21 protein-coding genes and 1 pseudogene are annotated in these 21,451 nt (G+C 53.9%); 11 read left to right on the top strand and 11 right to left on the bottom strand.

What is annotated here, in order from left to right; translation table 11 throughout:
- Positions 1-378 precede the first annotated feature (378 nt).
- A complete protein-coding gene (locus J7394_RS05975) occupies positions 379-1,074 on the top strand; it encodes an alpha/beta fold hydrolase (RefSeq protein WP_209251582.1) in 696 nt (231 codons plus the stop codon).
- Between the two features lie 321 nt (positions 1,075-1,395).
- On the opposite strand, the gene J7394_RS05970 is transcribed toward J7394_RS05975, so the two are convergent.
- Both J7394_RS05970 and J7394_RS05965 read right to left on the bottom strand, forming a co-directional pair.
- Complete coding sequence (locus J7394_RS05970) at positions 1,396-2,802, bottom strand: sodium:solute symporter (RefSeq protein WP_209251581.1); 1,407 nt, start codon at positions 2,800-2,802, stop codon at positions 1,396-1,398.
- A gap of 881 nt (positions 2,803-3,683) precedes the next feature.
- Positions 3,684-4,589: a LysR family transcriptional regulator gene (locus J7394_RS05965; protein WP_209251580.1), complete on the bottom strand. Its 906-nt coding sequence runs from the start codon at positions 4,587-4,589 to the stop codon at positions 3,684-3,686.
- Positions 4,590-4,796: 207 nt separating this feature from the next.
- Here J7394_RS05965 and J7394_RS05960 point away from each other — a divergent pair, with 207 nt between their 5' ends.
- Positions 4,797-6,530, top strand: a complete 1,734-nt coding sequence (locus J7394_RS05960) for an arylsulfatase (RefSeq protein WP_209251579.1) — start codon at positions 4,797-4,799, stop codon at positions 6,528-6,530.
- A 199-nt stretch (positions 6,531-6,729) separates the two neighbouring features.
- The gene (locus J7394_RS05955) at positions 6,730-8,877 is read left to right on the top strand and encodes a mechanosensitive ion channel family protein (RefSeq protein WP_371811956.1); all 2,148 of its coding nucleotides are present in this window, start codon (positions 6,730-6,732) and stop codon (positions 8,875-8,877) included.
- Positions 8,878-9,106: 229 nt separating this feature from the next.
- On the opposite strand, the gene J7394_RS05950 is transcribed toward J7394_RS05955, so the two are convergent.
- Genes J7394_RS05950 through J7394_RS05940 form a run of 3 tightly spaced genes read right to left on the bottom strand, consistent with a single transcriptional unit; the run spans position 9,107 to position 11,134 of the window.
- A complete protein-coding gene (locus J7394_RS05950; RefSeq protein WP_209251577.1) occupies positions 9,107-10,264 on the bottom strand; it encodes a sialidase family protein in 1,158 nt (385 codons plus the stop codon).
- 42 nt (positions 10,265-10,306) lie between these two features.
- Positions 10,307-10,660 carry a DUF1428 domain-containing protein gene (locus J7394_RS05945; RefSeq protein WP_209251576.1) on the bottom strand — a complete coding sequence of 118 codons (354 nt, stop codon included), beginning with the start codon at positions 10,658-10,660 and terminating at the stop codon, positions 10,307-10,309.
- A 15-nt stretch (positions 10,661-10,675) separates the two neighbouring features.
- Positions 10,676-11,134 carry a VOC family protein gene (locus J7394_RS05940; RefSeq protein ID WP_209251575.1) on the bottom strand — a complete coding sequence of 153 codons (459 nt, stop codon included), beginning with the start codon at positions 11,132-11,134 and terminating at the stop codon, positions 10,676-10,678.
- A gap of 223 nt (positions 11,135-11,357) precedes the next feature.
- Here J7394_RS05940 and J7394_RS05935 point away from each other — a divergent pair, with 223 nt between their 5' ends.
- From J7394_RS05935 to J7394_RS05925, 3 genes are all read left to right on the top strand, one after another.
- On the top strand, positions 11,358-11,810 hold the full coding sequence (locus J7394_RS05935) for a MarR family winged helix-turn-helix transcriptional regulator (protein ID WP_209251574.1): 453 nt from the start codon (positions 11,358-11,360) through the stop codon (positions 11,808-11,810).
- A gap of 200 nt (positions 11,811-12,010) precedes the next feature.
- On the top strand, positions 12,011-12,499 hold the full coding sequence (locus J7394_RS05930; RefSeq protein ID WP_209251573.1) for a GNAT family N-acetyltransferase: 489 nt from the start codon (positions 12,011-12,013) through the stop codon (positions 12,497-12,499).
- A 95-nt stretch (positions 12,500-12,594) separates the two neighbouring features.
- Positions 12,595-13,350: a VOC family protein gene (locus tag J7394_RS05925; RefSeq protein WP_209251572.1), complete on the top strand. Its 756-nt coding sequence runs from the start codon at positions 12,595-12,597 to the stop codon at positions 13,348-13,350.
- A 118-nt stretch (positions 13,351-13,468) separates the two neighbouring features.
- Here the strand turns inward: J7394_RS05925 and J7394_RS05920 are convergent, their stop codons facing one another.
- Positions 13,469-13,861, bottom strand: a complete 393-nt coding sequence (locus J7394_RS05920; protein WP_209251571.1) for a GFA family protein — start codon at positions 13,859-13,861, stop codon at positions 13,469-13,471.
- 316 nt (positions 13,862-14,177) lie between these two features.
- On the opposite strand from J7394_RS05920, the pseudogene J7394_RS05915 reads away from it, so the two are divergent.
- Together J7394_RS05915 and J7394_RS22875 are read left to right on the top strand one after the other, a co-directional pair.
- Positions 14,178-14,692, top strand: a pseudogene (locus tag J7394_RS05915) (SDR family oxidoreductase); the annotation flags it as partial.
- A gap of 153 nt (positions 14,693-14,845) precedes the next feature.
- Entirely contained in the window at positions 14,846-14,989 is a 144-nt protein-coding gene (locus tag J7394_RS22875; protein WP_247748076.1) for a hypothetical protein, read from the top strand.
- A 10-nt stretch (positions 14,990-14,999) separates the two neighbouring features.
- Here J7394_RS22875 and J7394_RS05905 read toward each other — a convergent pair whose 3' ends face one another.
- The gene (locus tag J7394_RS05905; protein ID WP_209251566.1) at positions 15,000-15,404 is read right to left on the bottom strand and encodes a PaaI family thioesterase; all 405 of its coding nucleotides are present in this window, start codon (positions 15,402-15,404) and stop codon (positions 15,000-15,002) included.
- Between the two features lie 135 nt (positions 15,405-15,539).
- Between J7394_RS05905 and J7394_RS05900 the strand changes: the two genes are divergently transcribed.
- The 3 genes from J7394_RS05900 (at position 15,540) to J7394_RS05890 (ending at position 18,166) form a co-directional block, all read left to right on the top strand.
- Positions 15,540-15,902 (top strand): antibiotic biosynthesis monooxygenase, encoded by a 363-nt coding sequence (locus tag J7394_RS05900; protein ID WP_209251564.1) that lies wholly within the window; start codon positions 15,540-15,542, stop codon positions 15,900-15,902.
- Positions 15,903-15,994: 92 nt separating this feature from the next.
- Positions 15,995-16,546 (top strand): gluconate 2-dehydrogenase subunit 3 family protein, encoded by a 552-nt coding sequence (locus J7394_RS05895; protein WP_209251562.1) that lies wholly within the window; start codon positions 15,995-15,997, stop codon positions 16,544-16,546.
- Positions 16,547-16,588: 42 nt separating this feature from the next.
- Positions 16,589-18,166, top strand: coding sequence for a GMC oxidoreductase (locus J7394_RS05890; RefSeq protein ID WP_209251560.1), 1,578 nt, complete (start codon positions 16,589-16,591; stop codon positions 18,164-18,166).
- 64 nt (positions 18,167-18,230) lie between these two features.
- On the opposite strand, the gene J7394_RS05885 is transcribed toward J7394_RS05890, so the two are convergent.
- The 4 genes from J7394_RS05885 to J7394_RS05870 form a co-directional block, all read right to left on the bottom strand.
- Complete coding sequence (locus J7394_RS05885) at positions 18,231-19,169, bottom strand: homocysteine S-methyltransferase family protein (RefSeq protein WP_371811954.1); 939 nt, start codon at positions 19,167-19,169, stop codon at positions 18,231-18,233.
- 202 nt (positions 19,170-19,371) lie between these two features.
- Positions 19,372-20,664, bottom strand: a complete 1,293-nt coding sequence (locus tag J7394_RS05880) for a DUF2254 domain-containing protein (RefSeq protein ID WP_209251558.1) — start codon at positions 20,662-20,664, stop codon at positions 19,372-19,374.
- 118 nt (positions 20,665-20,782) lie between these two features.
- Positions 20,783-20,980: a CsbD family protein gene (locus J7394_RS05875; RefSeq protein WP_209251556.1), complete on the bottom strand. Its 198-nt coding sequence runs from the start codon at positions 20,978-20,980 to the stop codon at positions 20,783-20,785.
- A gap of 155 nt (positions 20,981-21,135) precedes the next feature.
- Positions 21,136-21,420, bottom strand: coding sequence for a hypothetical protein (locus J7394_RS05870; protein ID WP_209251554.1), 285 nt, complete (start codon positions 21,418-21,420; stop codon positions 21,136-21,138).
- Between the last annotated feature and the right edge of the window lie 31 nt (positions 21,421-21,451).

Here is a 21,451-nt window from a genome sequence, read left to right as displayed (position 1 = left end):
GCTGGATCGACCGATCAACAGGATGCTGCACCTGCACCGGCGGCTACTGTTGCTGCATCCCAACGGCCTTATGAAATTGCAGGGGTATTGGGTCATCATACCCGTAAGCCCGAGGACGCTTTGTATGGCGTCAGGTTTGCGGGCTATCAATTCGCGCAGAAAGGCGCGCTCTGCGTAGGCTCGCGGATGTGTTCTTTTGCAGATGCTCGTGCGTTCGGCAAAGTAGTGGAACGGAGTCTTCTGACGCTTCTTGCGGCGTGCCCAGCGTAGTAGCGACTATGAGCAGAGAATTTGCGCTGAACTACCAAGCGAAGCTGTGGACGGTACGGCCCTGTTGAATTTACTGTCGTGGCAGTATCGATGAAGTGGGGGCGGGTTATGGCGACATTTGTGTTGGTTCATGGAGCGTGGCAAGGGGGATGGTGCTGGGCGCGCGTAGCCGCGCTTCTGCGCCGGGCAGGCCACGATGTTTTCACCCCGACATTGACAGGTTTGGGTGAACGTGCTCACCTCGTCAGTGACGAAACCGATCTGGCCATGCATATCGAGGATGTCCTGGCGGTAATCGCGTGCGAAGAACTCTCCGACATTGTTTTGTGCGGTCATAGCTATGGCGGCATGGTTGTCACTGGTGTCGCGGATAGGGCGCACACGCTCATTCGCTCACTGGTGTACCTCGATGCGCTCGTGCCGGGCGACGGACAGGCGGCCTTGGACGTTTTGCCTGCGGACATCGCGGCAGGGCTTCGTGCTAGTGCCGTCGATGGCAAAGTCGCGCCAGACCCGGCGGAGGCATTTTCGGTGAACGGATCAGATTGTGCGTGGGTGGACCGCCGAAATGTCGCGCAACCGCTGAAGACACTTGAGCAACCGATGCAACTGGTGAGCGGTGGGGCCAAAAAGTTAATGCGGACCTACATCTATGCTACTGGCTGGCGTCCAGGGCTGGGCCAACCATCTTTCGAGCGGTATCAGCATCAGTCGGGGTGGACGGCGATATCGATGCCATGCGGGCACTACGTGATGATTGATAGGCCTGAAGACTTGGTCCATATGTTAACGTCTGCAATTTGAACTTGCCGCCGTCTCCTGCGCGGCCGTGCAGGCCGCGAAATCGGCCGGATAGGAATAGTTATGGCTTCTAGCCTGATTGTCCTACTAAAACGAACGCTTCGGGAAAATGCTACGCAGCGCCGCAAGTAATTCCGCATTTCGACTGAACAGCTAACGTTGATCTTGCTGCAACAGTATCGGGAACCTTTGTCCGCCTAACTGTTCTTAGTGGTTGGACACTTTAGGTCACTTCAAAAGCCGCAGAACCTCCCTTAGTCCCACGATGTTGCCGCGAAGTTCTATTCTGGAAGTTATTCTCTGCTGCGGTGACCCTTCAAATTGCTAATTTTTCCGCGGAAAGACCAGCGTCGTCGCCAAAAACACTGCTGCTGAGACAATAAACGCAGTGGATGCCGAGCCAAGCGGTTGAAACGGACTGTTTCCAGTTACAAAAACATAGATCATAGCCGATAGGCCGCCGACTTGCGTGATGATAACCCCCATGGCACTCGCTTTCGGCCAAACTGTACCGAGCAAAGGCCACAACGCCAATGTCGCAACTGACGCGCTTAATGTGACCAATGGAACGATCGTTCGCGTACCGAACTCGGTCATGGCAATCGAAATTGCCAGGGCCATAACGAACAAAATCAGAATTCGCGAAATTGCGTTATTGCGAACGTCCTCGCCAGATTGCGTCGGTTGTGACAGAAAATCACGCGACAAGATTGATCCGGATGTCAAAACAATGCTGTCAATCGTACTCATAGCGAGGGCAAGAATAGCGACAATTAGAATAGTTCCGCCGACTGGCCATAGCGCACTCAACGCGGCAGGTACCAAGCGATCCGGATCGATTTGAACATCGCCAAAGTGCACCGTCGCAGCCATCGCGGTAGCCAGGATGCAAAGAACGACGACGGAATAGGACAGACAGCTAATGGCGGCGACGTGGCGGATTCGAGTTTCCTTTCTCGCCATCAACAGACGTTGGAACATGTGCGGCCAGAGAAAGAACGCAAATGACCAGGACAGGCAGTTATCTATAAAGGGTGGTAAATTGCCTGGGGAAAAAACGAGCTTGTCTGGCATTGACAGGCTAACTTGGGTGAGCACCTCAAACAGCCCCCCTTGCGCATTGATCAGAATTAGAGCGGCGGCAAGTAGGAATATGAGAATGATGACGCCCTGCAGAACATCACTCGCGACAACGGCTCTTGCACCACCAAAGAAAACGTAGATCGCGATGGCGAACGCACAACTCATCACTCCAACTTCAAACGGGATCTGACCGCCGGAAACTCCGGCGAGAATCTTACCGACACCGACAATCTGCGCGGCAAGGAACGGAATCAGCGACAAAAGCCCCAGCAGGGCGGCAAACAATTGAACATTGCGGGAAGCATAGTGACGGCCGAAATACTCCGCTTGGGTGACAATTCTACCTTGGCGGCCTTTCTTGGCGATCTCTGGCCCAAAAGACCAAACAAGTGCAGACGTCACCAATACCGCTACAAACATCTGAGAAAACAGAACACCACCAGTGTAGAAAAGGGCTGGGGTTCCGGTTACCGCGAGAGCATTCACCGCTGAGGCAACGAGGGTGGCCGACAGAGCAAACACGCCTATATCGCGGTCAGCGAGATAGTAGCTTTCGATTGTTCCACGACGCTTTGATCTCGCCCAGATAGCAATGCCGAAAAGTGCCAGAAAATAGGCCGCCAGAGCATAGCTGGTAGCGGAACTCATAGGTGACGTTCCCCCGAGCGCGTAGCCTCGGGCACACCGTTCAGACGCTTGCGGGCGCGATCAAATTTTCGGGACGCAAGAAGCTGAGTCAGGTTGTAGGCGTGATTTGATTCAAGTATTTCGAACAACCTCAACACGCTGCATTCGCTGATTTCGACAGGCTTTGTCGATGGTTTTGGCTCGGCAACATTGGAACACACATTGTCATAGGCGTTGTGTACATTTCCAACTGAACATTCAAACCTTTTGTAACGTTTGCGCCTGCGCCGCCCCAGCATGATTCATGTGAGCGGCCCTGCCGTTCCGGAGTAACCTGAGTCTATAACTTGGTTCGTCTTTTAGCTCATTTGATCTTCATATTAGGAAAGTATCGGCGGATTGCAACGAGGCCAAATTTGCTTCCTAAGGTAAAAGCCCTCACTTCACCCGAGGAAACAATATCGTAGACAACCATGATTTTGGAATTGGGTTTAATATCGGGCCAACAATTCGGCGGGCCGGCTGCAAAATTCAGTACCGGCACGGCAAATGTAACCGCGTAGTCCAGTTTTTTGTTAATGGATACAAGTCCAGAACAACCATTTGGCGGCTATATTCTTCAAAGACTGTGACCAGAATTCCGAGAACCGGCCACACAACGCGTTGGCTAGCGCTTGCCAAGCCAATTGACCGGCAGCGCTTGGGGGAAGGTGATCGTTTTCAGAAGAAGTCACGCATTTCGTCGTTTGAAATATACAAGCGCGCTTCCAACTGACGTTCTTTTTTAGGTATGCAAAGACACTTCATGTTTCCGGGGCTTCATATTGGTGTGACCCTTGCGAAGGTTGGCTTAGCTTCGGCCCGTGTAGTCTTGCCCGCAGAAGTTGATCAGGCTAGTGGCCCTACTCCCCGAAATCCTCTCCCAATATCCTCCAAAGAACATCCAGGGAGTCGAAGCTGTGATTTCTTCGGCGCGCGAAGCAGATATTCCATTGAATTTCGGTCTGAGTGGCGACCTGTTTAAGGCGTTCAAGTTTTGCATGTTCTGCAAAGGCGTCGGGCATACCGCCACAGACAATGTCACATCGGCACGCCAAATCGATGAGCATCCCATAATCGTCGCACTCGATCTGAGGGAGTCGCTCCGCAAGCTCCCAAGCCTGGGCATCACCTCCGAGGATTTCCGCAAACGTTGCCCGCCAATGCTTATGCAAAAATGGTGCCATCAGAGGCTGTCGAAAGAGTTTGTCTAAAGACACCGGTGCTTCTGCGTGAATAGTGTGCTCTGGTCGCGCCCAGAATGAAACGGGCCTGCGGTGTGCTACCTGGATCTCAAGGTCACTCAAGTCCGGCGTATGGGTAAGGTCGCAAACGGCAATGTCGATGCGGCCGCTGCGCAGAGCCTCGAGCGGCTCTTTGGTGGCCCTCACATCAATCCGGACCCGCAGCTCCGGCATCTCAGAAAGGAGTTTTTCGAGGCTGGGGGAAATAATGGTTCGCGTCGTGAGTGGCCCGCACCCAATTGCAAGAAGGTCTCCACCTTCGTTGCGCAAAGCCGCGACGCCGCGTTCAAAAGCATTTCCCGCCGTGTCCAAGTTGGACAGAAGTTGAAGAAATTTTTGACCCGCATCAGTCGGAGTTGTTCCGTTTCGGCTGCGTTCGAATAGACGTTTTCCTGCATAGTCCTCTGCTTGCGAAATCCGACGAGACAACGTGGCTGGCGAAACCCCGGCAGCTGCGGCTGCTTCACGAAATCCTCCCAATCGCGCGAGAGCTTTCACGGCAACGGCCAACTTCGTGTCAATCATGATTGTTGCCCTTCAGCGGCCACGGATACTGTGGCGAGTTTCCATGCGACAATCTGGGCCGCAATCTCTATTTCAAAAGTTTATACACTCGTTCCGAAAAGTGAAACCTTGGGTGCAAGCTATCGCAACGACAGCTCTTATACGCAACGATAAGCTGTACTGCGCTTCTGCAGGTGTGGCTAAAACAGCAATTGAGGTCAGTTTAGTATGAGACGTTTTCTTCCCCTTTATTCCGCTTTAGCGGCGCTTGGCTTTTCTGCCGCGGCTGCTCAAGAAGATACACGCCCCAATTTCCTGATCCTGATCGCCGACGACATGGGTTTCTCGGACGTCGGTGCATTTGGCAGCGAGATTGAGACACCAAACATCGACCAACTCGCAGCACAGGGTATGGTGTTTACCAACTTCCACGTTGGTGCATCCTGTTCACCCACACGAACTATGCTCATCAGTGGTGTCGACAACCACCTTGCGGGTCTGGGCAACATGCTTGAGATCCAAGCCGACAACCAATTTGGAAAGCCAGGCTATGAAGGACACCTCAACGACAGCGTTGTGACGGTTGCCACGTTGCTGCGCGATGCCGGCTACCACACTTATATGGCCGGGAAATGGCATCTGGGGCATGATGAGGATACCATTGCCTACGCGCGTGGATTTGATCGCTCCTTCATGCTGGGCGAAAGCGGCGCCGACAATTGGGTCGAACAGCCCTACGCGCCTTTCTACGAGCGCGTTCATTACTATGAAGACAACGAACTCGTGTCTTTGCCCACTGAAGACTACTTTTCGACTGAGCACTACACCGACACCATTATTGACTACATCGACAGCAACATAGACGACGGAAAGCCATTCCTGGCCTGGGTGGGCTATCAAGCGGTGCACTATCCCCACCAAGCCCCAAAGCCCTACATCGATAAATACGACGGCGTCTATGACAGTGGGTTTACCGATTTGCGTGATAAACGGCTAGCGCGCCAGGTGGAACTTGGCATTGTCTCTCCGGACGTCGCGCTCGATGCTTCAATGGACAAAACCAGCTATGACCCCTGGCGGCTTGAGGATTGGGATGCATTGTCCAGCGAAGAGCAGGCTTTCCATGCCCGCCGGATGCAGACCTATGCGGGTATGCTAGACAACATGGACGAAAACATTGGAGAGATTTTCGCCTATCTGGAGGAAAAGGGCGAACTGGAAAACACTGTCATCCTGTTTTTGTCTGACAACGGCCCAGATCCTAACCAACTGACACTCTCACCTGACTACCGTGAGTGGTATGAGGCCAACTATGACACTGTATGGATGGAGGATTACCAGGGCGATTTTTCGTCGATGGGACAGAAAGGTGTCTACGCGGACTACGGTCCGAGTTGGGCAGCAGCTGCAGCGACACCGGCCAGTTACTACAAAACGTTCTCGACAGAAGGGGGCCTGCGTGTCCCGTTGATCGTGCGATATCCCGAAATGGTTGCCGCAGGCACGAAGGTTGAAAGCTTCGCATTTGTCCTGGACGTTGTCCCAACTCTGCTTGAGCTGGCAGGCGTCGAGACACCAGGATCGACCTACAACGGTCGCGAGATCAACCCACCCAGTGGAATCAGCATGGTGCCGGTCCTAACAGGTGCGCTCGATACAGTACGCGATGAAGACAACCCGGTCGGCTACGAGCTGGCCGGTTCCAGTGCTGTGTTCAAAGGCCGCTACAAGCTGTCCCAAAATCCACCGCCAAAAGGCACAGGAGAATGGGAGCTCTACGATACCATCGCCGATCCGTCCGAGATCAACAACCTGGCTGCAGAGATGCCGGACCTCGTCGCAGAAATGCAGGCGTTCTTTGATGAATACGCCGAAGAGGTCAATCTTGTCCCGGTGCCCGAAGGATACAACCCGCTGGAGCAAACTGTAATAAACGCCCAACGGGGTGGTGGTTTACATTGAAGCCTATGCAGCTTTCCAGGTCGTTGGAATGCTATGGCGTAAGATCGTCGATCTGGTCAGGTTCTGGATGTTCAAGCCTGACCAGATACGGCCAGCTTTTCAATCCCAACTCATAGACAAAGTGGGACACATGTTTCGGCTATTCTCTAGTGTTACCCTGATTTGCTTCTTGCTTTTGGTCGGGCCATTGCACGCACAGGTGCCCACCACGTCATCAACGGATTCACCTGCGACGGTTGCAATTCCCGAAGACCTGACGCCCGAACAAGTCGATGACCTGGTTGCGCGCATGTCTGATGATCAGGTGCGTTCCATCCTGCTGGAACGACTGGATGCCGTCGCTGAACAAAACGCAGCCGCCGCCGAAGACCGGGAAGACCCGATCACCGAGCTGAACGAAATCTGGGCCGAAATGGTTGCGTCCTGGACCCATGTCATAACAACTGTTCCAAATATCTTCAGTGCGCAGGCCAAGGCCTTTACCAATTTTGTAGGCACGTTCACCTTCAGCGGCGCACTTGTGCTGATCGGTCTTGTTTTCAGCGTGTTGGTGGTGGGCTTCATTGCCGAGAAACTCTTTGGTCTGCTGACGCGCAAATGGCGCAGCCTGCCGGATCATGCGGATGAAAACGATCTTTGGGGGGCCGTCAGATATTTGTTCGTCCGTTTCTGCCACGAAATCGCTGGGTTGATCGTATTCTATGTGGTGATCCGTGCTGTTGGGCGTGCCTTGCTGACACCCGAGCAGATTACCTACGCTGCCCCATTCGTGTTCTATCTGATCTGGGTGCCTCGACTGGGGGCAGCCACGTCGCGCTTTGTACTGGCGCCGAACAAACCTCACTTCCGACTGGTCAATATCGAGGATCGTTGGGCAAAGTTTCTGCACCGCAATCTGATCGGCCTGCTGATCCTCATCGGGTTTACACTGTTCCTGCTTCACTTCAACGGGCTGAACGGCGTCACCGGGGATGAGACCCGCATTGGCTTCTGGCTGAATGCCGCGATCCACATCTATATCGGTGTCATCGCGTGGAAAGCGCGCGAAGGTCTGTCACAGATGATGCTGGGCACCGACCCCGACCACACCAAATTCGACAAAGAGGTGGCGCATTACTATCCCTACTTTGCGGTCGCTGTATCCGCTGCTACCTGGTTGTTGGTTGAATTTCTGGTGGCACAGCGCAATCCTGCGTCGCGCGCGCTGCTTGTTCAGGGGGCGCATTTTGCCACCATGTTCTGGCTGCTGATCGCTCCGGCGCTCGATACGCTGATCCGTGGCTTGGTGCGCCATCTGCAGCCCCCGATGCTGGGCGAAGGTCCTGTGGCCGAGCAGGCGTATAAGTCGACCAAGCGCAGTTACATTCGCATCGGTCGCGTCCTGGCGGGTATTCTTGTGATCCTGATGATCGCCAAAGCCTGGAACCTGAACCTGCAGGAAATCGCAGGCGGAGGACAGGAAGAAGGCAGCCGCCTGATCCAGTTCTTCATCATCATCGCTGTCGGTTATATTCTGAATGAGATCGTCTCGCTCTGGATCAACCGCCGCCTGGCAAAAGAGATGACCGCAGATCAAAGCCCGGACGAAGAAGCCGGTGAAGGCGGCGGTTCCGGCGGGTCGCGCCTGGCCACCGTCCTGCCGCTACTGCGCGTCACGGCGCAGGTCGCCATCGCGGTGATCTTTATTCTGCTCGCCCTGGGGGCCCTGGGTCTGGATATCACACCGCTGCTGGCTGGTGCCGGTATCTTGGGTCTGGCCATCGGTTTTGGTGCGCAAAAGCTGGTTTCGGACATCGTCGGTGGGATTTTCTTCCTGATCGACGATGCGTTCCGCGTCGGCGAATACGTCGACGTCGGCGGCACCACCGGAACGGTCGAAAAGATCTCGATCCGCTCCATGCAACTGCGCCACCATCGCGGACCGGTGCACACAATTCCTTATGGTGAGATTCAGAAACTGACCAATTACAGCCGTGACTGGGTCATCATGAAGCTGAAATTCACCGTGCCCTTCGACACCGACCCCAACAAGGTCAAGAAGATTTTCAAGAAGATCGGCGCCGAGATGATGGAGGACGAGACTCATAAGGATGGCTTCCTGCAGCCCTTCAAGTCGCAGGGTGTATTCGACTTTGACGATGTCGGCATGATCATCCGCGGCAAGTTCATGGCCAAACCGGGCAAGCAGTTCACGCTGCGCAAGGAAATCTTCAACCGGGTAAAGGCCGCCTTCAAGGAAAACGGCATCGACTTTGCCCGCCGCGAGGTTCGCGTTGCGATACCGGGTCTGGATGACGCCGAGCAATTGACGGAAGAACAAAAGGCTGCTGTGTCATCAACTCTGTAACGAAGTTGAATAATTCGCACGTCTTTTGTGTCGCAAACTTTGGATCAGGTTTGACGCAACTCTACGCCCTGATGCTCATCGCCTTCAATTCAACTACGAGCGGTTTCAGGATGGTACATTTACTGTTCCCCGCGAAGTTCTTGGATCTTAAGTCACTCGTTTTTGCCCGTTATGCGGGCTGCGCTGTTGGCATTTGGGATGGAGTGGGAGTGACTGCAACAGGCCGGCACTATTGGTCCAGAACCTCCACGCCCAGAATTGTGGGTAAATGGCGGGAAATCTCACTCCAGCTATCACCTTCGTCATGGCTGGCAAAAACTGAACCACTGTTTGTGCCAAAATAGATCCCAGGCGGATCACTCGTATCGCCCGCCAATGCCTGACGCAGGACGGTAAAGAAGCAACCCGTCTGGGGAAGCCCTTTTCGCTGTGCCTCCCACGTCTCACCGCCATCTCGGGATCGCCATACTGCAGCTGCCGCGTTTGGCGGATATCGGCCCACTGAATCTCCGTTGAGTGGCAGGGTCCAGATTGTTTTGGGGTCACGCGGATGCACGCGTATTGGAAAGCCGAACGTTGAAGGAAGACCATCCGATATGTTGTCCCAACTGCGGCCGCCATCAGATGAGCGCCAGACACCATGGTGGTTTTGCTGATAAAGTAAATCCTCAGCCCCGTTCGCGCGCATCATGTTGTGCACACAGTGTCCGGTCTCGCCATCACGAGGCGCTGCGGGATGATCGTGGTGCTCGCAGTCTTGTATGTTTGATAACCTGTTACGCCGTTCCCAAGTTTGGCCACCGTCCTCAGATGCAAAGACACCAGCAGCCGATATGCCAACCCAAATTTTCTGGGGGTTTTGAGGATCCGAAACAATAGTGTGCAATGTTAGTCCAGCTGCGCCCGGGTTCCAGCTGTCGACTGACTCATGTTCGCTCAGGCTGCGTAGGTTTTCCCATGTCTCTCCGCCGTCCGAGCTTTTCAGCAGGTTGGCAGGCTTGGTTCCGGCATAGAGCGTCCCATCTGTATAGTGCAAAGACCAAACTTGCGAGAACTCATCACCAAATGGGAGCGGTTCGTTTGTCCAGCCAATCATTTCGGCGAAATCTGGATCATTGGCGGCCCAATTGTCCATCTCACCCTTGCTGAGCCGCGTGACATTCCACGTTTGGCCGCCATCGTCTGAGCGCCAGACGCCTGCGCCATTCCAGTCGCCGCCGCCGCCAGCCCAGATCGTTCCCGTGTCCGGATCACTTGCAAAATGATTGATGGGCCATCCGTCGCAGTACGGACCATCCGTTACCCATGAGCCTTCTGAAACATCGCGCCGGAGCAAAAAAGCGCCCTTTGTTGTGCCAATAAGAACTGTTGTTTCTGAGCCGGACATTGCTCGCCCTCCACGTTGCCTGAACAGGCCGCTTGCTGCCCGCTAGACCTCGACCAGTGATTGGAAACTCGCAAAAATCATGCGTTTGCCATCAAAGGGCATTGGATTGTTCTCCATGGACTCCTGCATCTCGGACATGACCTTTTCCATGTTTGCGTCGTGGGTCTCCTTGTCCGGCCATATGACGTGCGAATAGGCGACGGTTTCATCCGGTTCGCACTTCACAGCCATTGGGAATGACGTGACCTTGCCGTCCGGAACATCGTCGCCCCAAGCATCCACGGCGGCGAGTGCGCCATGCTTTTTGAACAAAGGCGTCACTTCTTTTGAATGTGCAATGAAGACATCCTTGTTCGCCGTGGGGACTGCATAGGCTGCAACAGTAATATAGGTCATACCAAACTCCTTGATTTACGATCCTGCAAATGCGGCTTCCAGCTCAGAAATGTCGATTTTGTTCATCTTGTACATCGCTTGGCGCGCTCGCTCTGCAGCGGCCTGGTCTTTGGCAGCCTGCATATCAAGCAGTACTTGCGGATAGATTTGCCAGGACACGCCCCAACGATCTTTGAGCCAACCACACTGAGCTTCCTCACCTCCATCCGAGGTCAGCGCCGCCCAGAGACGGTCGATTTCATCCTGATCCTTTGCGAGAACAGTAATCGAAGCGGCCTCGGTCAGCTTAAAGTGAGGACCACCATTCAGGATTTGGTAGGGCGCACCCGCGAGGGTGAAATCAACCATCACCGGCTCGCCAGCGTCTGGAGCCAAAACCGTTTCCATGCGGCTGTCAGGCAGTAATGAAACGTAGAAATTCGCTGCGTCCGCGCCGCCACTTTCAAACCAAAGGCAGGTGCGGACCTTTTGCATTACGCATCACCTATGTGTCTTGGAGCATACGTCCCGATTGGATACGCAATGCTGCGATTATCCCATGCCAGCGTTTGAGCGCGTTCCAAGCTCGACCAATTCAAGCGGCTTAATTTCTTCTCAGGCAATTTGGTGAACATGCTCATGGCGTATCAATTCAGGAATCGCTGATTTACCGTCCACAATATTGACAAATACGTTGATGTCAACGTAATGAAGCCGTATGAGAGACGACTTGCCTATTGAAGTTACGCATGAGGTTCGGGATCGGTGCCTCTGTCTGCACCTTCAACGCGCCGCACGGTCTATTGCCAGGAGGTTTGATGAAGCTCTGAGACCGCTGGGTTTGACCCACGGTCAGTACTCGCTTTTGATGGCATTGAATCGCCCGGGGGCACCGAGACTTGGCGAATTGGCGAAGTTCCTTGCAATGGATCGCACAACCCTCACCGCAAATTTGAAACCTCTGGAGCGGCGGGGGCTTCTGAAAATGCAACCGGACAGCAGCGACAAGCGCAGCAGGCGCGTCGATCTGTCGGACGCAGGCCGGGACCTGCTGGTTCGGGCCGTTCCGGTTTGGCGAAGAACCCATGACGACATTGATGTCCTACTCGGAAGAAACGACACACAGCTTTTAAAGGCTGACTTGTTGTCACTCTCTTTTGGGGAAGGTTAGCTGGATATTTCAACGCAAACATCCCTCGAGTCCAAGGTAATACCCTTTGTTACTCTAGACGCGCGCTTGCTTACTACGAAGTTTTGCACTCGCGGTAAGTGTCAGGGAAGTGGTCCGTTGGCGACTAAGGTTCAGAGCCATTTCTTAGTCAAATGGCAGACTGCGCCATCCATCTGATATAAGTTCTGCTACTATTCGCCATGAGTTCTTCCAATCGCTATACGTTTCGCAAGATGACATCGGCAGATTTTGAGATGATGTCGAAATGGCGATCATATCCACATGTTCGCGAGTGGTGGGATTCTGATGAGCCAAACACGGATGATGAATTGGTAGATGCGCGCGTTGAACGATGGATCGTTTCGCTTGACCAGCACCCGGTTGCATACATGCAAGATTACACTGTCCATGGTTGGGAAGATCATCACTTCTTTTCACTTCCGCCAGGATCTCGGGGGGTCGATCAATTCATCGGTGAACCGGACATGATTGGGCGCGGGCACGGCCCGGCATTCATTTCAGAACATGTAAACAGGCTCTTTGCTCGGGGCGCACCGGTTGTCGCCACCGATCCCCATCCGAAAAATGCGCGTGCGATTGCTGCGTACAAAAAGGCTGGTTTCACTGCATTTGGCCCGGTCCGCCAAACTCCTTGGGGACCGATACTGCCGATGAAGGCCAGCCCGTAGCCAGCGGATCAGATCCGCACGGGGTTGATCCGTATCAAAACCACAGCCGTAAGCGGGCGATATGCTCGGGCATAAGCACTTTGGATGAGGTCGCCGTGGTCAAAGAAAAGCTGGGTCGGATTGTTTGGCACGATCTGTTCACGCCCGAGGAAGATGCATCCAGGTCTTTCTATCGAAGCTTGGCAGGCTGGACCTACAGCATTGAACACGCGACGGATTTCGCATGGGGCGGAGGGAGCAAGGATTTTACCCTCGCAATTCTCGATGGCGAAGCAGGGGCTGGCATCGTTTCTCAAAACCTGGTGCGCTTTGAAGGGTGGATTCCCTATATTGAAGTCGAAGATGTAGATCAGACAGCAAAACTGGCAAAATCGCTTGGTGGAGCCGTGATCAAGCCACCCTTTGAGGTCCCAGGGGTTGGCCGCAATTGCCTGCTTAGCGATCCACTTGGAGCATACCTCGGAATTTCAGTGTCGCGACACGACTTTCCCGTCCCAATGCGTCAGTTCGCGCTGGAACACTACCTGACCCGCAGCGGAGATATTCCGGCCCAGTTCTATCGAGAATTGTTTGGCTGGTGCATCTCGTCAATTGATGACGCTTCTTCATCACAAAGAGCGATCAGATTTGAAGGAGATGTGTTGGCGAAATGCACATCGGATCGCTCAGTTTTTAGTGGCATTGCTGCATGGATCCCGGGCATACGCGTCAGTTCTTTGGAACAAGCCCTAAAAAGCGTTAGGCGATGCGAAGGATTGGTGCTCACGCGACACCAGCACACTCAGAACACCTATGCGAGCGCACTGGTTCACGATCCCATGGGGGCTTTGTTCAACGTCGTCCAGATTTGATGCGCTGTTGCGGAAATTCGCCCGATGCATCGCGGCGAACATGAGGGTCGACGGGTTGCGACACGGCAGGAGTTGGCGTGGCTCAATGTCTCGTCAGAGACGCTATTTGCGATTACAGCTACATTTCTTCCAATTTATGCGGCACCCGAGCCCAGTCAGGGGCATCTTTCACGAATACCTTCTTTGTTGGTCTGAACAAACTGGGATCGTCCAGCGTACCGGCGGCGATGCTGGTCAGTCCGAAAGAGGTCACGCCCCACAGGTTTGACCCGCAGGTGCCGCAAAAATGCTTGATGACGGGGCGGCCTTCTTCAGAGATTTTCTCAAACGTTGATGGTTCACCCTTCAGAAGCTGCAGATCATCGGAGTCAACCATATATCCAGCGTATCCATCTGTGCCGGTCATAGACAGGCAGTCGCTACAGAAACACACGAGTTGAATCACTGGATCACCGGTGATCCGATATCGAACCTCACCACAGTAGCATCCACCTTCAATCGGTTTGGCCATGCTGCCTCCATCCATCTTTTCCGTCTGGGAAGTTAGGCGACCAGCGTATGGTTTCTGGTTCATCACCACAACAGACGCAGTACTGGATGGCGTTCCGTGCGACTCTGTCCCTTTCAACAATTCAAAGAACTGGCCGCTTACACGTCAGGTCAGATGAATTTCTATGAATTGCAGGTCTCTTCGCATCAGATCCACCCGATGAAGAACTTCGTTGATAAGGGCCCTTCTTTGCGATCAGACGGAGTGTTACTTGGCAAGAGTAAGCCACGCCGCATATTGTGGGGAACAGCCACATTTCAATTGAAAAGCGGTCCAGATGGAAACCTTGGGAAAAACTGCGGTTGTGACAGGAGCAGGCAGCGGAATTGGTCGCGGTCTGGCTCGGGTTCTATCTAAAGCGGGAATGAACCTCGTTCTGGTAGGACATCACACGCCTCCATTGGAAGAAACGGCGTCCTTATTGATGGGCAGCTCAATCATTGTAGAAGCGGATGTTTCGAACCTTGAAGATGTTCGGCTTACGGCAGACGAAACAATCCGTGCATTCGGCGCAGTCCACCTACTGTGCAACAACGCCGGGGTGGGTCCGTTTGCTGCGACGCAGGAGACAACTATCGAGGAATGGGAGTGGGTTTTGTCCGTCAATCTGTGGGGCGTTATTCACGGTGTACATGTCTTTTTGCCCCTTTTTGAGGCTCAGAACGAAGGTCATGTCTACGCGACTGCATCCGAGTCAGGCCTTTATGGGTGCCCTTTTTGGCCGCGTATAACACGTCGAAGTTTGCAGTTGTCGGATTGATGCAATCGCTTGAACGAGACTTACGGGCTTCTGGATCCAGTGTATCTGCCTCAGTTCTTTGTCCCGGCGCGACACACACTCATCTTGTCGATGGGGAACGTCCCGTCGCGGCTGAAAGAGACGCGCCGATATCTGAGGAAACCAGAACGTTTCAGAAGCAAGTGGCTCAGGTTGTGAAGGACGGTATGGACCCTGAAGCTGTAGCGGAGCGCGTTTTGGAAGGGATGAGAAAGAAACAATTCTGGCACTTTTCTCACGACCACGTTCCGCAAAAAGCCTTGAAACAAGCTCAGGTTATGGCTGCCGATTGCAAGCTCAGCCAGCTTTAAACCTGGTGGTTTATCCGTTCCAATCCAGAGTGAGCTGTGTTTGGGTCACAATCGCTGCTGTACGACCATCAGGCCGGGTAATCGTGGTCTGCCAAATCATCGTTTTTCGACCGCGATGCAGGGGAATGCAGGTCAACGTGATCTCATCGCCAATCTGTACCGATCGAATGAAGTTCGTCTTACTCTCCAGGGTTGTTGTACTGGCACCTTTATCCAGGTTCACAGCCGCAGCAACGCCTCCGATGGAGTCTGCTGCCCCCATGATTGCGCCACCATGCATCACCCCGTTTCGGTTGCCCATGTCTTCTCGGACGACCAGTTTCGCCACCACCTCTTCCACTGAAACGGACACCAGTTCGAGCCCCAGAGATTGGGAGTAAGGTGGCAACCAGTTCTGAATGTTTTTGTTATGCATGTACGATTTTTCTCAAAGACAAAAACATCTATGTTCCTCGGTGTCCGAACTCGGCGACCCACCACCATTTTGCCTATGGTCGGAAAACACTTATTCTTGTGGCGTATTCAAAATCAAATTGTAGGAGAAATTATCGTGTCCGTCCCGCAGATTGTCACTGTCGTCGGCTACATGACGATTCCAGAAACCCATGCAGCAGCATTTCGAAAAAACTGCGCAGAAATGATTGAATTGCGCAAACAGGAACCTGGCCACTTGGCGTCAGCCTACAGTTTCGGTGCCGATGGATCGGTCGTGTCCCGTGAAGATTATGACAGCGCAGATGCAGTAATCCGCCATATGGAATTGGGAAGCCACATTTTTGAAAGCACGCAGGAACTGGTCAGTATCACCGGTGCCGAATTGCATGGTCCTGCGGCTGAACTTGAAAAGCTACGCGACCTGTTCAGCGGAATGAACCCTGGATTCTTTGTCACCGAGTTTGGGTTTCGTCGGTAGTTTGGCGTGCATGACGGTTGGGCTGAAAACTGATAAGGTGTATCCAGTCCGATGATCAGGCTTTCTGCTTATGATCGGTGGAGACAGTCCGCATGATTGGAAGACGCCACTTTTTGACTCGTGTGATCCCGACCACATTCTGGACGTCCTTCATAATGCGCAGCCTTTCCCGAAACGCGGAGGCAAAGACCGTCGAGAACGAAAGCTACAAGACACTCACAACAACCGAGGCTGAGACTCTGGGGGCCTGGTGCGCGATCATTGTTTCCGGCGCAGGCCAGGCCGGGGTCGCCAGGTTTGTCGACGAAAACCTCGCAGGAGATCAGGCCGCGTCCCTGTTACTTCTCAGATACCTCGATGCCAGCGACATGGCAGGATTTTACCGCAATGGAATCTCGGGCATTGAAAAAGAATGCCAGCATCGGTTTGGCTTGTCTTTTGCGCGGGCGAATGCCGATCAGAGACTGGAATTGGTTGAGGCTGCGATAGCCTCTAAGATGCAGGTCTGGACCAACCCAAATCCGAATTTCTTCTATTTCATTTCGCGCAGCGACGCGGTGGATGTTGTTTATGGCACGCAGGCAGGATTTGCGGACCTGAACATCCCTTATCTCGCGCATATTCCGCCGCCCCGGCCGTGGTAGCAAATCTGCTGCTCGAGGAGAGACCCGAAACACAGAGAACCAATGTCCCAAATCTCACACGATAAGGTCGAAGTTGTCATCATCGGCTCCGGCATTGCCGGCAGCACAATGGCGGCCGAATTGGGCGAGGCGGCATTCAACGTGCTGGTTCTGGAGGCCGGGCCAGAGCGAAAGCTCTCGGATATGATCAGCTCGCAAATCTGGTCCCGGCGGCTCAGGTGGGCCGGCCCGGAGGTTCTGGAAACAGGTGACCTTGTGGGAGCTGCGAACTTTGCCATGGGGTGGGGGACCGGCGGTGCGGGATTGCATTGGTATGCCAACTGGTACCGGCTGCATCCGGACGATTTTCGAGTCAGGTCTTTGTTCGGGCGCAGTCTGGACTGGCCCATCGGGTATGATGATTTACGGCCATGGTATGACCACGCGCAGTCCTATTTCGGCGTTTCGGGCAACGATGACTCCAATGCACCGTCCGGCGAAGCTTATCCCATGCCCGCCACTTCCATGTCCAAACAGTCATCAGCAATCAAACCCGGGTTTGATGCAGAAGGATTGGAACTCACGACAAATACTCTGGCGATAAACTCCGCCCCGTATGCCGGGAGAGCGGGTTGTCTGCTTGATGGCTGGTGCGATGCGGGATGTCCGATTGGGGCTTTGACAAACCCCTTGGTTCTGCAATGGCCACGGGCCCGAAAAGCAGGGGTTGAACTACGCCACAACGCCTATGTGGCACGGATTGAAACAGACCCTTCGGGGTCTAAGGCAACCGGGGTTCTGTATCTTGATGAACAGGGCCGAGAAAACCTGCAACCTGCCGACATTGTCATCTCGGCCTGTCATACGATTTGGAATGCACGGCTGCTGCTGTTGTCGACCAGCGACAAACATCCCGATGGGCTGGGCAATGGCAGCAAGACATTGGGGCGCTATTTCACGTCCCATGCGCTTACGACCATCCACGGGCTTTTCTCGCAGGAAACGGAACCGCATTTGGGTGTGTCCGGGGCCAATACGCTCTGCCTGGATGGCTATGAGGACAAGCAACCGGCAAAAGGTGCCTTTGGCAGCCGCGCCTGGCTTGTCGGGCAGGCTGCAAAACCCAACGATCTGTTGGGAACCGCTCTGGCCAAACCCGAGCTATATGGCGAAGCCTTAGATGACTATCTGCGTAACGCCAGCCGGCACTATGGCAACATGACGGTGCTATGCGAAGAGGACAGTATTCCGGAAAACCGCATCACGCTCGACCCGTCAAAACGGGATCGATATGGGTTGCCGCAGGCGCATGTGATCAATTCGCTTCCGCATGCAAATGCGACTAGATCGAAACTGGCCAAGGAAGAAGGCCTGCGCATCTTCAAGGCGGCTGGGACAACCGACGCCTGGGCGGGCCCGCGAAACCCGATGCACATGATGGGCGGCACAATCATGGGTGATGATGCCTCCGCGTCTGTCACGAATTCCTTTGGGCAGGTGCATGAGGTGGACAATCTGTTTGTCGCTGGCGCGAGCCTGTTTCCCACGCCTGGCGCGGTCAACCCGACGGCAACACTGGCTGCGTTGGTGTTTCGCACGGCAGATTATATTCGCACCCACCGATCGGAGTGGTTGCCCTAACGCGATCCGCGGCTGATGGCAGCCCGACGCGCCACCGTGGAATTTGTCAGCATAAAGACGTGACTTAAGTTGGGTGGTCTATTGCTCGTGCCATAGACCTCAAGTGGCGCATATCGGTACCGCAGCACCCTCCAAAAACCTGGATCGATGGATTGTTCCGCATAACTTCGGCCATCTGCTTACCAAGTTGGTGAGGGTCGCCTTCGTCCAATTCCTCCGCTTCGTCGAGCTCTGCATGGGAGCAACTCGATGCGTTTGCTACAATCCCTCGAATTCGCGGGTGGTTGTCGATTGCTCCCGCGAAATGGGTAGGGTGAGCGCAGTTGACCATGAAGAACAATGCAGCTGAGTTGGTTGCCGTGTCGATCTGATCGATGGCGTCAACGAGTTTGGTACCGTCTGCCAGGCACCCGTCGGTCTCTACCACCAGAGACATTATGATCTGCAGCTCAACATCTTTTGCCGCGAGTATACAGCCCGCAGCTTCGCTGGGGCGGTTGAATGTGTAAGCAGTGACCAGATCGACGCTTGTCTCTTTTAGACTGTCCAGCTGGGCTCTGTGATAATGTCGGGCATCTTCGACAGATATCGGCGAAACGTCTGCATATGGGTCATAGCGCGGGCCAATACAGGCCGAGACCAGGATATCATCGCGACCGGCTGCCCGACGCACATCTTCCATCAAACTTACAGCATCCTTGTTTACATCTATGAGCCGCTCTGCATCATATCCCAGGGGCGCAGCGCGGTCGACATTCGCCATCCAGGTGGGTGCATCAAGAATACATCCAATATTCATTTCCTTGGCCAGGTCGACAAGATCGCGCATCTGTCCGGCCAAAATTGTCCGGGTTTCGGGCTTTTCCAGCAATGGAAAGGACGCAAATCCGGGCAGTTCAACCCCGTGATTGAAAATCAGATCAGTGCCGGTGCCAGCGTATACCAGATACTTTCCATCACCTTCGTGCGGGAGCTGTCGTGCCATCTGATGCGCGCCTTTCACTGTTGTTGTTCAAAACCGAATGTAATTTGTCTCGGGCCGCCTGTGAACTGTGATGCCGCGGAGATATGCGTCCCCGAAAGCAATTTCGACGTTAAGGCCTTCAGGGCAGGGTGATCCTGACAGCCGTTGAGCTGCTTAAGACTAAATGGCTCAGTTTGGTTTCGTTTTGACGAGCACGGACCTGATTTCCCTGAGAACTTTGCTACTCAGCGCCGTTTTTGCTGCCGTTCTTTGCCACTGTCGCAAGCGCAGCGTCCACGTGTTCACAAACCTGCTCAATTTCGCGATCAAGCATGCTGCTGCTCTTTGTTTCATCCGAAATGGCCGTTAGTTCGAAAGTGATGGCATCCAAATCTTCACCGGGAGCAGCGTTGGCCAAACGTTTCAGAGCCCTGATGATTGCCTCGGTGACGAGCCCATTGCCTCGGGCTGCGCGTCTTAGGGGTGGAAACGAGTCACGAAACAAAGACTTTGCTGTGATGGACGGGTAAACCAGACGAACGGCACCCGCGTCATCTCTGTAAACACCGGTGCACAGGTCAGACGACCAGGCGCGTGCCAAAGAAGCTGACAGCCTGTCAATACACACAATTGCGGTAAAGGTGTCGTTGACGCCCGGCGATAAAGCCCGAAGTGCGATTTCGACAAGCAGGTGTACAGAAAACCGAATGTCACCATTTGGATCCCGTGCGGCTGCGAGTGGAGCTGCCGCCAGCACCAGATCGGAAAAATCTTCACCAGCATCACCGTGGACGGTCGCCAGAGTATCGCTCGGCACCAGAAAGTCGCCGGGCTGGACCTCGAAAACAATAACAGCGTTTGCGTCCTGGGCTGTTTTCACCAATTCAGCAGCATTAATGAAGTCCAGGTAACCCGTGCCAGACGACAAGATTTGGTGTGACGCTCCCTCCCAGGGGACAACGTTGGATGCGTGCAAGTCCGCGCTGTCTTTAAGTGCTTCATCGATCTGGAGGTCCAGAGCCTTTGATATCCTGGCGGCCTCCTGATCAATCGTGACCCGTGTGGATACTGTGTGAACAAACAACAGCAGCATCAGAACCGAAACGATTGCGTAGAGAAGACTAACACTGGCGGCCAAATTGACCGATGTGTCGTCGCGCATCAACCACAGCACCAGAATACTGTACAGAAACGTGGCGCCAAGTGAGCCGACTGCAGTTTGGTTCACACGATCTTCACTGAAACGCTGCAAGAGCCTTGGTCCTATGGATCCAGCCGCCAACGTGTAGACCAAGAGTACAATGGAATAAACCATGACCAACGCCGACATTGAAGCGGTGGCAATCACCCCTAGAACGTTGCTTGCGGTGTTCTGAGGAACGGCAAACACAGATGGTACAACCCACCCCCAGCGCACGAGCGCCTGCTCAAGAAGAAAAACAACCCACGCCACCGCAAGCCCGGAAAGACTTATCACGGCGGGGATTGTCAGAAACCCGCGAAAATACTTCACGATTTCTCCAGATGTCCGCATGGTGACCTCCGATTTCATGTACTTTCGCTGGAATTTTAGGCGGACATACCCCGCTTTACGTGTGTCGCACGACAAATTGTTCAGAAGGCGCCGACAACCATTGCCCGGAATAAACGCCTCAATCCGAAGAGAAGAAATCATCGACCTCGCGCCGGACCTCTTCTTTCGATTTGCCGTACTTCTCCTGAAGTATGCCTTCCAGTTTGTCCCGATCACCTTTGACCTTTTCGAGATCGTCCTCAGTGAGTTCAGCCCATTTGGCTTGAACACTGCCTTTTAGTTGTTTCCATTGACCTTGGATTTGGTCCCAGTTCATTTCAATTCTCCAACAAGTTCATTGAGCACGTTACACCGTGCAAGAAACCAACCGCGCCATCGTACTGCCGTATCCCGCCTGGCGGGCTCGCGAAAACTGGCACGCTCATCTTTGGCGCTCGGTAAACCAGCAGCGCTTTAGGTAGATACTGACAACTACGACAAACGGCTGGCCGCTTTTTTCAGCGCAGATTGCATCTCGTCCCAGGCTTTTTCGTAGCCGTCACGTACATCCTCCCAGGCCTCATCGCTGGTTGTCTTTAGCTTTTCCAGCTTGGCCTCCGCTTCACTCTTTGCTGAATAAAGCGCATTAAGGTGGTCCTGGTACTCTTTCTTTGCATCTGCCTCGGCTGCATGCAGCTTTGCCTTCAGCACGTCAATTTGGGCGTTCCAGGCATCCAGCTGCAATTTAGCTTTCTTCTCATAACCAACGCGCGTCATATCGCTTCCTTTCCTTCATTCCGATCAACCT

Origin of the sequence: Ruegeria sp. R13_0 (assembly GCF_017743995.1) — a bacterium.
Lineage (GTDB): Bacteria > Pseudomonadota > Alphaproteobacteria > Rhodobacterales > Rhodobacteraceae > Ruegeria.
Note: the sequence above shows the minus strand (reverse complement) of the source record. Positions and strands in the feature narration are given on the sequence as shown.

What these genes read in the sequence shown, in the direction of transcription:
- J7394_RS05890 (WP_209251560.1), top strand. Translation starts at nt 16,589, where the DNA reads ATGTCCCAAATCTCACACGATAAGGTCGAAGTTGTCATCATCGGCTCC.
- J7394_RS05935 (WP_209251574.1), top strand. Translation starts at nt 11,358, where the DNA reads ATGAGAGACGACTTGCCTATTGAAGTTACGCATGAGGTTCGGGATCGG.
- J7394_RS05895 (WP_209251562.1), top strand. Translation starts at nt 15,995, where the DNA reads ATGATTGGAAGACGCCACTTTTTGACTCGTGTGATCCCGACCACATTC.
- J7394_RS05930 (WP_209251573.1), top strand. Translation starts at nt 12,011, where the DNA reads ATGAGTTCTTCCAATCGCTATACGTTTCGCAAGATGACATCGGCAGAT.
- J7394_RS22875 (WP_247748076.1), top strand. Translation starts at nt 14,846, where the DNA reads ATGGACCCTGAAGCTGTAGCGGAGCGCGTTTTGGAAGGGATGAGAAAG.
- J7394_RS05960 (WP_209251579.1), top strand. Translation starts at nt 4,797, where the DNA reads ATGAGACGTTTTCTTCCCCTTTATTCCGCTTTAGCGGCGCTTGGCTTT.
- J7394_RS05870 (WP_209251554.1), bottom strand. Translation starts at nt 21,420, where the DNA reads ATGACGCGCGTTGGTTATGAGAAGAAAGCTAAATTGCAGCTGGATGCC.
- J7394_RS05940 (WP_209251575.1), bottom strand. Translation starts at nt 11,134, where the DNA reads ATGCAAAAGGTCCGCACCTGCCTTTGGTTTGAAAGTGGCGGCGCGGAC.
- J7394_RS05950 (WP_209251577.1), bottom strand. Translation starts at nt 10,264, where the DNA reads ATGTCCGGCTCAGAAACAACAGTTCTTATTGGCACAACAAAGGGCGCT.
- J7394_RS05875 (WP_209251556.1), bottom strand. Translation starts at nt 20,980, where the DNA reads ATGAACTGGGACCAAATCCAAGGTCAATGGAAACAACTAAAAGGCAGT.
- J7394_RS05965 (WP_209251580.1), bottom strand. Translation starts at nt 4,589, where the DNA reads ATGATTGACACGAAGTTGGCCGTTGCCGTGAAAGCTCTCGCGCGATTG.
- J7394_RS05905 (WP_209251566.1), bottom strand. Translation starts at nt 15,404, where the DNA reads ATGCATAACAAAAACATTCAGAACTGGTTGCCACCTTACTCCCAATCT.
- J7394_RS05975 (WP_209251582.1), top strand. Translation starts at nt 379, where the DNA reads ATGGCGACATTTGTGTTGGTTCATGGAGCGTGGCAAGGGGGATGGTGC.
- J7394_RS05880 (WP_209251558.1), bottom strand. Translation starts at nt 20,664, where the DNA reads ATGCGGACATCTGGAGAAATCGTGAAGTATTTTCGCGGGTTTCTGACA.
- J7394_RS05945 (WP_209251576.1), bottom strand. Translation starts at nt 10,660, where the DNA reads ATGACCTATATTACTGTTGCAGCCTATGCAGTCCCCACGGCGAACAAG.
- J7394_RS05970 (WP_209251581.1), bottom strand. Translation starts at nt 2,802, where the DNA reads ATGAGTTCCGCTACCAGCTATGCTCTGGCGGCCTATTTTCTGGCACTT.
- J7394_RS05920 (WP_209251571.1), bottom strand. Translation starts at nt 13,861, where the DNA reads ATGGCCAAACCGATTGAAGGTGGATGCTACTGTGGTGAGGTTCGATAT.